Source organism: Corynebacterium glyciniphilum AJ 3170, from assembly GCF_007673095.1.
In the GTDB taxonomy this organism is placed as follows: Bacteria; Actinomycetota; Actinomycetes; order Mycobacteriales; family Mycobacteriaceae; genus Corynebacterium.
This window is the reverse complement of record NZ_VDYZ01000005.1, coordinates 180,529-193,174: the sequence shown is the minus strand read 5'-3', so window position 1 is coordinate 193,174 and position 12,646 is coordinate 180,529. Positions and strand designations below refer to the sequence as shown.

Sequence of the window (12,646 nt, the reverse complement as noted above, 5' to 3'; positions counted from 1 at the left end):
GGCACCCACCGCTCAGCGCAGTTCGAACTCCGTGGAGTCGAGCGTGCCGTGCCGCGAGCACGTCGCCGTCCATCCGTGCGGGGTGACCTGCGCGACGGTCCGCCGTCCACACACCCCGCAGTACCGGGGTACGTCCAGTCCTGCTTTCTGCGCCGGGGAATAGTCGATGACCTCCCCACGACCGATGTCGGCGCCCGTGTACGGGTCGAAGGGGCCGGTACCGCGGTCAGACACTGCGACTCAGGACCTTGATCGGGAGGTTCAGTCGACCGACCATGTCCATGTCCTGCTCGGCCGGGCGTCCGAGCGTGGTCAGGTAGTTGCCCACGATGACACCGTTGATTCCACCGGTCAGCCCCTGCTCCACGCCCAGGTCACCGAGAGTGAGCTCGCGACCTCCGGCGAACCGCAGTGTCGTCCCTGGCATCGCCAGGCGGAACATGCCGACCGCGCGGAGTGCGTCTTTCCCGTCCATGACGGGCATGTCGGAGAAGGGGGTGCCGGGACGGGGGTCCAGGAAGTTCAGGGGAACTTCGTGGGGGTCGAGTTCGGCCAGCTGGACGGCGAACTCGGCACGCTGCTCCAGCGACTCCCCCATCCCGATGATCCCCCCACAGCAGACCTCGATCCCCGCGTCCTTGATGAGCAGCATCGTCTCACGCCGCTCCTCCCAGGAGTGGGTCGTGACGACTTTCGGGAAGTAGCTGCGGGCCGTCTCGAGATTGTGGTTGTAGCGGTGCACGCCGACCGCCTTGAGACGGTCAACCTGGTCCTGGGTGAGGATGCCCACGGAGACCGCGACATCGATGCCCTCGACGTTGGCGTAGATCTCCTCGACCGCCTGCTCGAGTTGGTTCATGAGCCTCTCGTCCGGGCCTTTGACGGCGGCGACGATGCAGAACTCCGTGGCGCCGGTCTTCGCCGTCTGGCGCGCCTGCTCGATGAGTTGTGCGATGTCGAGCTTCGTGGAGCGGACCGGGGACTCGAAGAGACCCGACTGCGAGCAGAAATGGCAGTCCTCCGGGCAGCCACCGGTCTTCAGGCTGACGATGCCTTCCATCTCGACCTCCTCCCCGCACCACCTCACACGGACTTCATGTGCCAGGGCCAGCAGGTCCGGGATGCTCTCGTCGGGGAGGTTGAGGATGCGGATGAGATCGTCGTAGTCGAGCCCGCGGCCTTCGTCAAGAACCTGGGCGCGTGCGGCAGTGAGGATGTTGTCCATGGACACACCCTAACTTGAACACCGTACAAGTTCCACCAAAAAAGTAGTATCCGGGCACAAATCCCAGGTAGAACCGTTCAGAACCGTTCAGAACCGTTCCTGGTCCCGCGCGTTCCTCTTCTCATGGAACCGGGTCCGCGATCCTCCGTAACGTGCCTCAAGTTTGCCGGCACGCGACTGCGCCGCCGGAGCGTCGTCGTCCCGCGCTGAAGTGGTCTTCTCAGCATCTGCCCCGGCGTCCGTCACCACCTCTGTGGTCCCGGACCCCGCGGCCACAACCTCATCCCGCCGACGTCGACGTTCACGCACCTCCGCCCACACGAAGTACACCAGCCCCAGGGGCACCATCACCCCGAAAGCGATCCACTGGAGCCCGTAGGACAGGTACGGTCCCGAGTCAAGGTTCGGCAGATCCAGTGCCGACAACTCGCCGCTGGTGTCCGCCACCGGCACCGACGCCTCGTCGAGCTGGACGTAGTCCGTCGCGAGGTCGAGCCCCACCGCATCCCCCACCATGGACGTGTTCATGCTGTAGACCTGCAGCCGACCATCGGAGGTCATCGGTTGGTTGGTAGGCGGGGCCTCGGACATCCTCACGAAACCCGTCACTGTCACCGGCGTCGACACCGCCTGGGGGACGTTCGGGGCAGCGGTACCCTCAACCGGACGCGCCCACCCCCGATTGACGAGGACGGTCGGCCCACCGTCCAGCCGGAACGGTGTCAGCGCATGGTAGGCCGGCTGACCGTCGACCGGACGGTTCCGCAACAAAACCTCGTCATCGACGAGGAACCGCCCCTGCATCTCGACACTGGTCCATTCCTTCTCCACTCCGGCGCTGGAGCCGTCTCCCGGCAGAACATCCGAGGCCGGGACCGGGTCCGCCTCCAGTCCGGCGCGGAGCCGGTCATTGAATTCATTGGTGTCATGGTTCTTACCCAGCTGCCACGGCGCGAGCACCGTGAAAGCCACATAGGCGAACGCCACCACCACGACAGCAGTGATCACCCACCCCGGGGTCAGGAACGACCGCCATCCGGTCCGCCGTCGCTGTGCTGCCCCGGCAGACGGAGAACGACCGGACGGGGAGGCAGACTCACACTCAGGAACTGGCTCAGACACCTTTCCGAGTCTAGTACCGTGGGCAGCCCCGGGACAGTCGACAGAATCTTCCGCCTGTACCTACCGTCAGTCGCGCCCTCCGGCCCCCCGACGCCGAATGCCGAACCAGGCCCCGAGCACCACCACGAGTACCACCACAGCCGTCGGTATCGCCGTGGACGGGGTCGTCAGGAACGCGACCACGGGGTTCTCATCGTCCTCCCCTGCGTCCTGCCCTCCGTCGGAATCTCGGTTGTCATCGCGGATGGTGACTTCACCGTCGGCCTGATCCTCGCCCGACGTCCCGTCGCCTTCGTCCTCCGGCATTGCCCCGAGATCGGGTCCGTCGTCCTCACACCCGTCGGCGAGCGCCGCCCGGAACGTCAACGGATCCATCTCCGCACCGGCCTCATAGAACTCCCCCATCGCCTCCGACCCCTCCGGCGTCAACGTCGCGGAGGCACCACCATCGACGATGCCGTCGGTGACGCTGTTCCGGGAGTCGCCTCCGGAGAATGACAGGGCCGCGACATCGATACGCCCGTAGCTGTGGGGAGCGCCGTCGGTGTCATTCGACGTGACGTCGGCGACGAGGGTCCCGTCGCCACCCGAGACACGGATCTCCGGATTCGCGACGGTCATGTCGAGGACACCGTCATGACCGGTGAAGTTCACCGAACCGGCGAACGACAGTGCCGCATCGGCCACTGCCCCGTCCACCACAGAGACGACTCCGTCCTCCCCATCGAAGACAAACTCGCCGTCGCTGAACACCGCGCCATTATCCGAGGTCCAACCGCCGTTGGCGATGCTGGAGGTGATGTAGCTCCTGAATGATTCGCGCACACCCCACCCCATCCGGGCGTCGACGACCTTGTTCGCGGTGGGGTCCTGCGGGTCACAGGATGTATCGGTCCCGTTCGACGGGGAAGGCTGCGCAGCAACGTGTGCCGGAGCCAGGACCACCGCGGCACCGGCGAGGGACACCAGGGTGGCTGCCACGCCGGCGGAGAAACTCCTCGCGACCTGATTGTGCGGGGAACGGAGACCGGAACGGGGCGAGACGGGATTCACTGGTGACACATTCCTCGGCATGTCGGAGATCATCTACATTCAGTTAGGTAAGGCTACATCGCGGCGCCTGGAGCGGCCAACCGGGAAATCCCCAGCCGGCAGCCACCGGGGTTGCCTCGCCGGGGCAGTCTCTAGCGTTCAGACCGCCGTCAGGATCTCCCCACCACCGGGACGGATGACCACCGTGTGCTCGGAGTGTGCGGCACGTGACCCGTCTACGGTGACAACGGTCCACCCATCGTCCCCGACATCCACCCGGCTCGTGCCGGCGAACCACGGTTCGATGGCGAACGTCATACCCTCCTGCAGCTTCAAGCCGCGGTGCGCCTTACCCACGTTCGGGATAACCAGGTCACCGTGCATATGCCGTCCGATATCATGGCCGCCGTACTCAGCGTTCGGCCGGATGCCGTAGTCCTTCGCGACCGTGCTGATGGCGTGAGAGATGTCGCCGAGCCGGTTTCCGACCTTCGCGGCGGCGATACCGGCGTCCAAGGCAACCCGGGTCGCCTCAATCAGCCGTTCATCCTCCTCACGGGGCGTGCCGGCAATGACAGAGACCGCACTGTCGCCACACCAACCATCGAGGCTGAGCGCAAGGTCGATGCTCAGTAGATCCCCGTCGGTGAGAACGGTGGAGTGCGGCAGTCCGTGGAGGGCACCGTCATTGAGCGACAGGCAGACTGTGTTGCGGAACGGACCGTCACCGAAGTCAGGGTCGTAGTCCCAGTAACAGGACTCCGCACCGGCATCCTTGATCATCTGGCGGCAACGGTACTCCAGGTCCATGAGGTTGACGCCAGGCGCCACCATGCCGCTGAGGTCATTGAGGATCGTGGCGACCAGGCGCCCGGCTTCACGCATTTTCGCGATCTCTGTCGCAGTCTTGATTTCCACCATGAACGGTACAATAATACCGGCAGAGGAAAAAGGAGCAACTGTGGTCAGAAATCCACTCACAGAGTCAGAGATCGAAGCAGGGCGGCGCATCGGCCAGATCCTGCGGGATGCCCGGAACCGGGCCGACCGGACGCTCACTGCGGTCGCGGAGGAAGCTGGCATCTCTGCTGAGACGCTTCGTAAGATCGAGACCGGGAGACTGCCCTCCCCTGCTTTCGGCACCGTGGTGCGTCTGTGTAGAGCTCTTGAACTCGACATCCGCTCCATGGCGGATGTCTGGGAGCACTGCACGGCAGGCGTTGTTCCAGTGGCGTAATCCGCCGCCCGCAGAGATCAGATCGGCGCGACGCGTAGTCAAAATGTAGTCACGGAGGCCGTTTCCGGCGGGGACCAGGTGCCCGACGTCATCTCGTTGCCCGGTCAGTAGCGGTGCGCACTGACGGGTTCGAACCGCCGACCTGCTGGGTGTAAACCAGCTGCTCTTCCAACTGAGCTAAATGCGCGTCATCCCCGTACGGTCGGAACACGACCACTCAACGGGAACCTCTAGAACTCTAGCGCTTTGTGCCGCCGGGTACCAGACAGGCCCCCTGCCAGCTGCCGAGCCGCGTCGATGTCGTCTGAACCAGACCCGCGACCTGAGCGGATTCGGCGATCTCACCGGGCTCCACCGTCCCGGGAGTACCCGCGGCCGGAGTCAGCAACCAGATCCGACCGGAATCCCCGAGATTCCTGGTCGCGTCGACGAGCCCGTCGACGAGGTCACCGTCGTCGTGACGCCACCACAGCAGGACAACGTCGACCATCTCGTCGGTCTCTTCGTCCAGAAGAGCTTCGCCGATGACCTCCTCGAGGCCTTCACTGATCGAGCTGTCAGCATCTTCGTCCCAACCGAGCTCCTGCACGATCTGGCCGTTGGTCACATCCAACATCTCTGCCCAGTCCTGTCCTTCGTGCACTGCTGCGCCGGAGGCGTCTCCCACTTGCGGTTCCCTGACCTTTCGTCTGATATTTCTGGTGCCATTACTTGTTGCACCCTCTGTGAGGGTACTTCGCATAGATCTTCCGAGTGGCATATTTCACCATTCGTCCGGGGCCCCGACACTGCACGAGACGCGAAGAACGCGACACCCGCAGTTCAAGGCACCGATCTCCCCTGCATAGTAGGGGAAGTATCTGGTCATGGCTAGACGACGAGCCAACTTCGCCGCCCTCGCACTGGAATTACCCGTCAGGGTCTTCCGTAGTATCGGACAGTGACAGACCGTCGACAGGCGCCGCAGTCGTAATCCTGAACTGCGGGGCACGTCCTTTCCCGTACCCAGGAGGAGCGTCATGACAACTGCATCCAGCAGGTCACCCAAGTCCGACTCGTCGGACAGCAATTTCAGCAGCATCCGCGACGGCGTCGCGTCATATCTCCGGGATTCCGACCCCGAGGAAACCAGGGAGTGGATGGATTCGCTCGACGGGCTCCTCGGGGACGCCGGCCCCGAACGCGCCAGGTACCTGATGCTGCGCCTGCTGGAACGTGCCTCCGCCAAACGCGTCCCGATGCCCCCGTTGCTCTCGACGGACTACGTGAACACCATCCCCACGACGATGGAACCGGAGTTCCCCGGCGACGAGGACATGGAGAAGCGCTACCGTCGCTGGATCCGCTGGAACGCCGCGGTGATGGTCCACCGCGCCCAGCGTCCCGGCATCGGCGTCGGCGGTCACATCTCGTCCTACGCCTCCGCCGCCGCCCTCTACGAGGTCGGTTTCAACCACTTCTTCCGCGGTAAGGACCACCCCGGCGGCGGCGACCACGTCTACTTCCAGGGACACGCCTCCCCTGGTGTGTACGCCCGCGCCTTCCTCGAGGGACGCCTGTCCGAGGAAGAGATGGACGCCTTCCGTCAGGAGAAGAGCAAGCCCGGAAAAGGAATGCCCAGCTACCCGCACCCGCACGGCATGCCTGAGTTCTGGGAGTTCCCCACGGTCTCCATGGGTCTCGGCCCCATGAACGCGATCTACCAGGCACGGTTCGACCGCTACCTGCACGACCGCGGCATCAAGGACACCTCCGACCAGCACACCTGGGCCTTCCTCGGTGACGGTGAAATGGATGAGCCGGAATCCCGTGGTCTCATCCAGCAGGCCGCACTGTACAACCTGGACAACCTGACCTTCGTGGTCAACTGCAACCTCCAGCGTCTCGACGGCCCTGTCCGCGGCAACACCAAGATCATCCAGGAACTCGAGAGTTTCTTCCGGGGCGCCGGCTGGAACGTCATCAAGGTCGTCTGGGCGCGCGAGTGGGACGACCTTCTCGCCAAGGACAAGGACGGCGACCTCGTCAACGTCATGAACACCACGCCGGACGGCGACTACCAGACTTTCAAGGCCAAGGACGGCGCCTACGTCCGCAAGTACTTCTTCGAGAAGAACCCGGAGACGGCGAAGCTTGTCGAGGACATGACCGACGAGGAGATCTTCGCTCTCCGCCGGGGCGGGCACGACTACCGCAAGATCTACGCGGCCTACAAGCGGGCCCTGGAAACCAAGGACCAGCCGACGGTGATCCTCGCCCACACCATCAAGGGGTACGGACTCGGCCACAACTTCGAGGGCCGTAACGCCACCCACCAGATGAAGAAGCTGGCGCTGGAGGACCTCAAGCAGTTCCGTACCAAGCAGGAGATCCCGATCTCCGACGAGGAACTCGAGAAGGACCCCTACCTGCCCCCGTACTTCAACCCGGGGCCCGACTCACCCGAGGTGCGCTACATGCTCGAACGCCGCAAGGAGCTCGGTGGTGCCGTCCCGGAGCGCCGGAACTCCTACACGCCGCTGCAGGTCCCGGAGGTCAAGGATGTCGCCAAGAGCGTGCTGAAGGGGTCCGGCAACCAGGAGGTCGCCACGACCATGGCGCTGGTGCGTGCGCTCAAGGACCTGATGCGCGACCCCGAGATCAAGAAGCGACTCGTCCCGATCATTCCCGACGAGGCCCGCACGTTCGGTATGGACGCCTGGTTCCCGACGCTCAAGATCTACAACAACCACGGCCAGAACTACACGCCGGTGGACGCCGACCTCATGCTCTCCTACAAGGAGGCCACCACCGGCCAGATCCTGCACGAGGGCATCAACGAGGCCGGCTCCGTCGCGTCCTTCACCGCCGCTGCGACGTCCTACGCGACCCACGGCGAGCCGATGATCCCGCTGTACATCTTCTACGCGATGTTCGGCTTCCAGCGCACCGGCGACGGCATCTGGGCCGCCGCCGACCAGATGGCCCGCGGTTTCCTCATCGGAGCCACCGCCGGACGCACCACGCTGACCGGTGAGGGTCTCCAGCACATGGACGGTCACTCACTGCTGCTCGCGGCCACCAACCCGGCCGTCGTCGCATGGGACCCGGCCTTCGGCTACGAGATCGCCTACATCCTGCGGGACGGCATCCAGCGCATGTACGGTGACGGTTCCGGTGAGGACAACCAGGGCGAGAACGTCATCTACTACCTCACCGCCTACAACGAGCCGGTCCATCAGCCGGCCGCACCGGACGACCTGGACGTCGAGGGGCTGCTCAAGGGCATCTACCTCTACTCCCCCGCCGACCGGCTGATCGGCACCGGGGCGAACTCCGCCGGCGACGCCGGTGCCGCCCCGGAGACCGACCTGCAGGCCAATATCCTGGCGTCCGGTGTCGGGGTCACCGAGGCCATCCGTGCCAAGGAGATGCTGCGTGAGAACTACGACGTGAACGTCTCCCTGTACTCGGTCACGTCCTGGACCGAACTCGCCCGCGAAGGCGCCGCGCTGTCGCGGGACGCCCTGCGCCACCCGAGCGCTGAAGCCAGGACCCCGTATGTCACCGAGGTGCTGGGCAAGGCCTCGGGCCCGTTCGTCGGTGTGTCGGACTTCGCCACGGACCTGCCCGAGCAGATCCGCGCCTACGTGCCCGGTGACTACTCGACACTGGGCTGCGACGGCTTCGGCTTCGCCGACACCCGTGCCGCGGCACGGCGGTTCTTCAACTCCGACGCCGAGTCGATCGTCGTGGCTGTGCTCTCCGCCCTCGCGCGCGAAGGCAAGGTCAGCTGGGACGATGTCAACGACGCCGCCGACGAGCTGAACCTGACGGACCCGACGAAGGCGTAGCACCGGCTCCCGGACCGTCTGTTGGTAATGTGGTGCCCGACAGGTACGGGACCACAGAACCCAGAAAGGTCGATGTCCGTGGAGATCTCATCGGATGCCCGAGACAAGCTCGCCGAGAAACTCGGCGGTGAACCCGCCGCGGCAGAGGGCGGGGCAGCCAAGGGGACGCGTCCGTCCCGCAACGCCCGCAGCGCCTCAGTCGACCCGGTGACACGGATCTCGATGATCATCGAGGACGCCACCGGCGTCGACGTCGAAGAGATCAGCGCTGACAGCGACCTGACCGACGACCTCCACATCGACTCGGTCTCTCGCATCGACATCGCCATCCGCATCGAAGATGCCTTCGGCGTACGGGTCGAGGAAGAGGACCTGGACGCCGCACGTACCGTCCGGGACATCGTGCGGTTCGTCGAATCCCGTACCCCCGGTACCACGCAGACGGAAAACTCCTAGCTGCATGTCCGTGCAGGATGCGCTCAGCGACGTCGGTACCTGGCCGGTGGACACGGTGGCCGCGGGGGCCCTCAGCGGCGCGGGAACATCGGTGTACGGGGACACCGGAAGACTGTTCCCTCTGGCCAGCGTCAGCAAACTGATCACGGCCTACAGCGTCCTCATCGCCGTCGAGGAAGGCGCATTCGACCTCGACGACACCGTCGCCGACATCGGTTCGGAGTACGACTCCCCCGTCGAGGGGCCTGCGGACGCCACGGTGCGTGAGCTGCTCAGTCACGCCTCCGGTGTCGGTATGCAGTCACGGCAGCGGGAGAAGCCCGCCCGGTCGCGGCGCATCTACTCCTCCGCTGGCTACGAGATTCTCGCCGATCTTGTGTCTGCCACCGGTATCCCGTTCACCGAGTACACGCGCGCAGCAGTGTGTGAGCCGCTGGGAATATCAGCGGACACGGTGGATCTCTCCGGCTCAGCCGGGCATGGTTTCAGCGCCTCCGTCGACGTCCTTCTCATCCTCGCCGCGGAGTTTCTCTCCCCCACGCTGGTCTCCACGCAGACGTGGGACGATGCCCTGTCCATCCAGTACAAGGACCTCGACGGCATCGTCCCGGGCTACGGACGCCAGACCCCCTGCCCCTGGGGGCTTGGTGCCGAGGCCCACGGCACCAAGTCTCCCCATTGGATGGGGCGGACGATGCCGCAGGACGTCACCGGCCACTTCGGTCAGTCGGGGACGTTCCTGTGGTTCCACCGCCCCACCGGCCGGGCAGCCGTCGTCCTGACTGACCGTGATTTCGGCCCGTGGGCGAAAGAACGCTGGGACGGGTTCAACGACCGACTCTGGGCTGAGCTTCAGCCGAGCAGCTGATCCAGTCTCGCATAGCTCATCTCCATCCCGTCCACCATGCCGGTGCCGAGGATCATGTCCCGGGCGGCCAGTCCCGGATACGTGACGACCAACGTCAACAACGTTCCGTCCGCCACCGGGGAGAATGTCAGCTCGTTGCGGGTCTCCGGTCCGTCCTCCACCGGTGTGCCCGCACCGTCTGTCATCATCTCCGTGGTGACGATGCGGTACGGTTCCTCGCACTCCAGAACTGTACCGGTGAAGCCGAACGCGTCAGCGTCCTGGCCGTCCGCGGCCACATCCTGGACCCAACCGAACCGATAGTTTTCCCCGACCGTCGTGGTCACGTCGCACACCGGCATCGACCAGCCGTCCGGGCCGAGCTGCCAGCGCCGCAGCACCTCAGCATCATGGTGTGCCCTCCACACCCCCTCGACGTCCCCGGGAAGCACACGGTTGATCCTGACGAGCGTGTCCCCGAGGATCGTCAGCCGCGTCTTCGCACCGGGAGCGGCCGTGTCAGGGGCCGCCAGCACGGCGTCGAGTTGGCTCAGAGCCGCCTCCATCCCCTCGGCCATGCCCATCTCGGTCATGTCCTGCATCTCCGAGTCACTGGCGAAGGATGTCACCATGGTAATCGTCGACCCCTGGTCGGTGTCATCGAATCGGAATGCCATTGTCATCTCAGGGGTCTGCGGGTTCGGTGTGCCGGACTCATCGGCGAACCCGTCCCGCATCGTGAACGAGTGCGGCGCGTTGACCTCGGTGAAGACCCAGTAGCCTGCGGACCTGTCACCCTCCGGGCCTGTCATGAAGTAGTGGGAACGGCCACCGACGGCGACGTCATGACGGGGGAAAGTTGCTGTATAGGTCGGTGGCCCCCAGAAACGCTCGAGCTGATTCGGGTCGGCGTATGCGTTCCAGAGCCTCCTCGCGGAGACGGGGTAGTCGGCGATGATCTCGATGGACGAGTCACCGGTGTTCTTGTTGACAGTGTGCACAGGCATGGCTGGTGCTCCTTCAGCGGGAGATCCAGTATATGCACAGCGCACAGGATCAGGGTAGGACTTTTCCGGGTGCGCGGTGCAATGCGGCGTCTGGGTGATGAGTGTGGGTGATGCATGCACCCGTACCCGAATCACGGTTTCGCTGCCACGGTTCGGCGGATTTCGGTACGCTTGCACTGCCATTGACCCGGCAAGGGTGTGACAACTGGACGGTGTCGAGGCGGCACGGGTCGTCATCGAACCGATCATGAAGCCATCACTGCACAGCTCCCCCTCCTCAGGTCCTGATGACGGGCTCGCCGAGAGTGAGTTCCCCGATGTACGAGCGGACTACCGAGGAAAGGTATAGGCACTGACGTCGTTCAGCGACCGGCAACTGAAGCTTCGGCACATGGAAGCGATTCGTGTCACGGAGGATCCACCGAGATTTCTTGGGCACTTTACGGTCACCTGCCGTGTTATCCAGGTCGAGCGGGGTGAGACACGCGAAAACCCCCGACCATTGGAGCTGGTCAGGGGGTTGTTATGCTCCTCCAGCTGGACTCGAACCAGCAACCCTTCGATTAACAGTCGAATGCTCTGCCATTGAGCTATGGAGGAATACTGCGACCGGGACATGCTCTCCCCGGCAACGGAATGGAACTTTACAGAGCGCGACGCGCAGGATCAAATCATGCCCTTTAGCTGCAGCGACAGCAGCAGTCACCGAGCGCCGGAAGTTGCGGGCCCCAGGGGCCTGAAGGCACGTCCGCTGATCGAGGGACACCCGGCGGGAGCGCTACCAGCCGTGTGCTTAAATGTCCTCACGGGGCTATAGCTCAGTTGGTTAGAGCCGCGGACTCATAATCCGCTGGTCGCGGGTTCAAGCCCCGCTGGCCCCACCAAACTTAAGAACACATGGTCGTCACCGACTGGAGGTTCTGCTTGTCCTGGAGGGCCGCCAGGTTCACGTTTCTCGGTTCTACCAGGATGTTCACCCGAACGGCAGAGGTTATTTCCACTCATGACCCCATTTCTCTTCTAACGACGCGGACTCCGCCGCGAAGATTCAGGTGATCCCCTTGTTTGCGAGCCTCTCGGCGATAATGCTCAGCGTCCACCCGATGCCGGAAAGGACGACGCCAACGAACCCGGCACTGAATACCGCGATGTTGTATACGATGTCGTCCGCGGACGCCGCGGTAGACTCTGTAGTATTGGTGAACACGGCGACACCGCCCCCAATGAGCATGACGAAGCTGCAGAGAAACGCCAGCATGAACACGATGTACCGGAACGTGAGGAGCGGGCCGATCTTCGATGGTCGCAGCTGAATGACTACTGCGCCCTGGGGTCGCCCCGGGAGATCTCCCTGAGGCCCGGCGCGGGACACGGGAGGGTTGTTCTCCTTCATCGCATTACTCCCAGTCAACGTTGTTGGCGAAGACTGCCTCGATTGCGTCGCAATACTCAGGGTCGTCAATCTGCCCCTCCTGGCATGTGCCGCCCCTGGGTCTCACCCGAGGAAGGATTGGGGTTTCCGAGCGCATTATTTCTGTAATCACACACGGCGGCTGCACAGGTGCCCCCGTCAGCGAAAGGAATCGTCGCCGAATCTTGCCAGGATGTCTCACACTGCGCGGGATCACTGACGTAGTGGTCTGTCTGGGGACACCGATAGTCACGCCCTTCAGTGGCGTCGTCGAAACAAACCTGAGAGGATGCGGCAGTTCCATCCGACCAGAGAGCGGGCCCCGGCGCACCAAAAAGGCATTCGACAACGTACGGGTCCTTCGTTGGTTGCTCGATGTCAACAATTGGCAACTCTTCCTCGCTCATCTCCTCACCAGTGTGTGCTTCGCCACCGAGTGCCTCCGCCAGCCGTGGAGCTAATGCCAGGGAGTCACC

At 64.1% G+C, this 12,646-nt stretch carries 12 protein-coding genes and 3 tRNA genes; 5 read left to right on the top strand and 10 right to left on the bottom strand.

The window, feature by feature from the left end; genetic code table 11:
• Positions 1-12: 12 nt before the first annotated feature.
• The 5 genes from bsaP to map form a co-directional block, all read right to left on the bottom strand.
• The gene (gene bsaP / locus FS507_RS06725) at positions 13-234 is read right to left on the bottom strand and encodes a biotin synthase auxiliary protein BsaP (RefSeq protein ID WP_145942017.1); all 222 of its coding nucleotides are present in this window, start codon (positions 232-234) and stop codon (positions 13-15) included.
• Positions 227-1,225 (bottom strand): biotin synthase BioB, encoded by a 999-nt coding sequence (gene bioB / locus FS507_RS06720; RefSeq protein ID WP_145942016.1) that lies wholly within the window; start codon positions 1,223-1,225, stop codon positions 227-229. The genes bsaP and bioB overlap by 8 nt, the downstream gene beginning before the upstream one ends.
• Before the next feature lie 87 nt (positions 1,226-1,312).
• Positions 1,313-2,347 (bottom strand): SURF1 family cytochrome oxidase biogenesis protein, encoded by a 1,035-nt coding sequence (locus tag FS507_RS06715; protein ID WP_145942015.1) that lies wholly within the window; start codon positions 2,345-2,347, stop codon positions 1,313-1,315.
• Between the two features lie 66 nt (positions 2,348-2,413).
• Positions 2,414-3,421 (bottom strand): HtaA domain-containing protein, encoded by a 1,008-nt coding sequence (locus tag FS507_RS06710; RefSeq protein ID WP_186314589.1) that lies wholly within the window; start codon positions 3,419-3,421, stop codon positions 2,414-2,416.
• Between the two features lie 117 nt (positions 3,422-3,538).
• Positions 3,539-4,300 carry a type I methionyl aminopeptidase gene (map, locus tag FS507_RS06705; RefSeq protein ID WP_145942013.1) on the bottom strand — a complete coding sequence of 254 codons (762 nt, stop codon included), beginning with the start codon at positions 4,298-4,300 and terminating at the stop codon, positions 3,539-3,541.
• Between the two features lie 40 nt (positions 4,301-4,340).
• Here map and FS507_RS06700 point away from each other — a divergent pair, with 40 nt between their 5' ends.
• Positions 4,341-4,616 carry a helix-turn-helix domain-containing protein gene (locus FS507_RS06700; protein ID WP_145942012.1) on the top strand — a complete coding sequence of 92 codons (276 nt, stop codon included), beginning with the start codon at positions 4,341-4,343 and terminating at the stop codon, positions 4,614-4,616.
• A 114-nt stretch (positions 4,617-4,730) separates the two neighbouring features.
• Here the strand turns inward: FS507_RS06700 and FS507_RS06695 are convergent.
• Positions 4,731-4,803: transfer RNA gene (locus tag FS507_RS06695), tRNA-Val, on the bottom strand.
• 51 nt (positions 4,804-4,854) lie between these two features.
• Positions 4,855-5,283 (bottom strand): DUF3052 domain-containing protein, encoded by a 429-nt coding sequence (locus FS507_RS06690; protein ID WP_186314588.1) that lies wholly within the window; start codon positions 5,281-5,283, stop codon positions 4,855-4,857.
• Between the two features lie 352 nt (positions 5,284-5,635).
• Here FS507_RS06690 and aceE point away from each other — a divergent pair, with 352 nt between their 5' ends.
• The 3 genes from aceE (at position 5,636) to FS507_RS06675 (ending at position 9,773) form a co-directional block, all read left to right on the top strand.
• Complete coding sequence (gene aceE, locus FS507_RS06685; protein ID WP_145942010.1) at positions 5,636-8,449, top strand: pyruvate dehydrogenase (acetyl-transferring), homodimeric type; 2,814 nt, start codon at positions 5,636-5,638, stop codon at positions 8,447-8,449.
• A gap of 78 nt (positions 8,450-8,527) precedes the next feature.
• Positions 8,528-8,905 carry an acyl carrier protein gene (locus FS507_RS06680; protein WP_186314587.1) on the top strand — a complete coding sequence of 126 codons (378 nt, stop codon included), beginning with the start codon at positions 8,528-8,530 and terminating at the stop codon, positions 8,903-8,905.
• 4 nt (positions 8,906-8,909) lie between these two features.
• The gene (locus tag FS507_RS06675) at positions 8,910-9,773 is read left to right on the top strand and encodes a serine hydrolase domain-containing protein (protein ID WP_145942008.1); all 864 of its coding nucleotides are present in this window, start codon (positions 8,910-8,912) and stop codon (positions 9,771-9,773) included.
• Here FS507_RS06675 and FS507_RS06670 read toward each other — a convergent pair.
• Positions 9,758-10,759 (bottom strand): SRPBCC family protein, encoded by a 1,002-nt coding sequence (locus FS507_RS06670; RefSeq protein WP_145942007.1) that lies wholly within the window; start codon positions 10,757-10,759, stop codon positions 9,758-9,760. The two genes, FS507_RS06675 and FS507_RS06670, sit on opposite strands and share 16 nt — an antisense overlap.
• A gap of 528 nt (positions 10,760-11,287) precedes the next feature.
• Positions 11,288-11,359 (bottom strand) — tRNA-Asn (locus FS507_RS06665).
• Positions 11,360-11,566: 207 nt separating this feature from the next.
• On the opposite strand from FS507_RS06665, the gene FS507_RS06660 reads away from it, so the two are divergent.
• Positions 11,567-11,643: transfer RNA gene (locus FS507_RS06660), tRNA-Ile, on the top strand.
• Positions 11,644-11,807: 164 nt separating this feature from the next.
• On the opposite strand, the gene FS507_RS06655 is transcribed toward FS507_RS06660, so the two are convergent.
• On the bottom strand, positions 11,808-12,152 hold the full coding sequence (locus tag FS507_RS06655; protein ID WP_145942006.1) for a hypothetical protein: 345 nt from the start codon (positions 12,150-12,152) through the stop codon (positions 11,808-11,810).
• Between the last annotated feature and the right edge of the window lie 494 nt (positions 12,153-12,646).

Bases quoted from the DNA above. Each gene is read 5' to 3' on its own strand.
- bioB (WP_145942016.1), bottom strand. From the start codon at position 1,225: ATGGACAACATCCTCACTGCCGCACGCGCCCAGGTTCTTGACGAAGGC.
- FS507_RS06710 (WP_186314589.1), bottom strand. From the start codon at position 3,421: ATGCCGAGGAATGTGTCACCAGTGAATCCCGTCTCGCCCCGTTCCGGT.
- map (WP_145942013.1), bottom strand. From the start codon at position 4,300: ATGGTGGAAATCAAGACTGCGACAGAGATCGCGAAAATGCGTGAAGCC.
- aceE (WP_145942010.1), top strand. From the start codon at position 5,636: ATGACAACTGCATCCAGCAGGTCACCCAAGTCCGACTCGTCGGACAGC.
- FS507_RS06675 (WP_145942008.1), top strand. From the start codon at position 8,910: ATGTCCGTGCAGGATGCGCTCAGCGACGTCGGTACCTGGCCGGTGGAC.
- FS507_RS06670 (WP_145942007.1), bottom strand. From the start codon at position 10,759: ATGCCTGTGCACACTGTCAACAAGAACACCGGTGACTCGTCCATCGAG.
- FS507_RS06655 (WP_145942006.1), bottom strand. From the start codon at position 12,152: ATGAAGGAGAACAACCCTCCCGTGTCCCGCGCCGGGCCTCAGGGAGAT.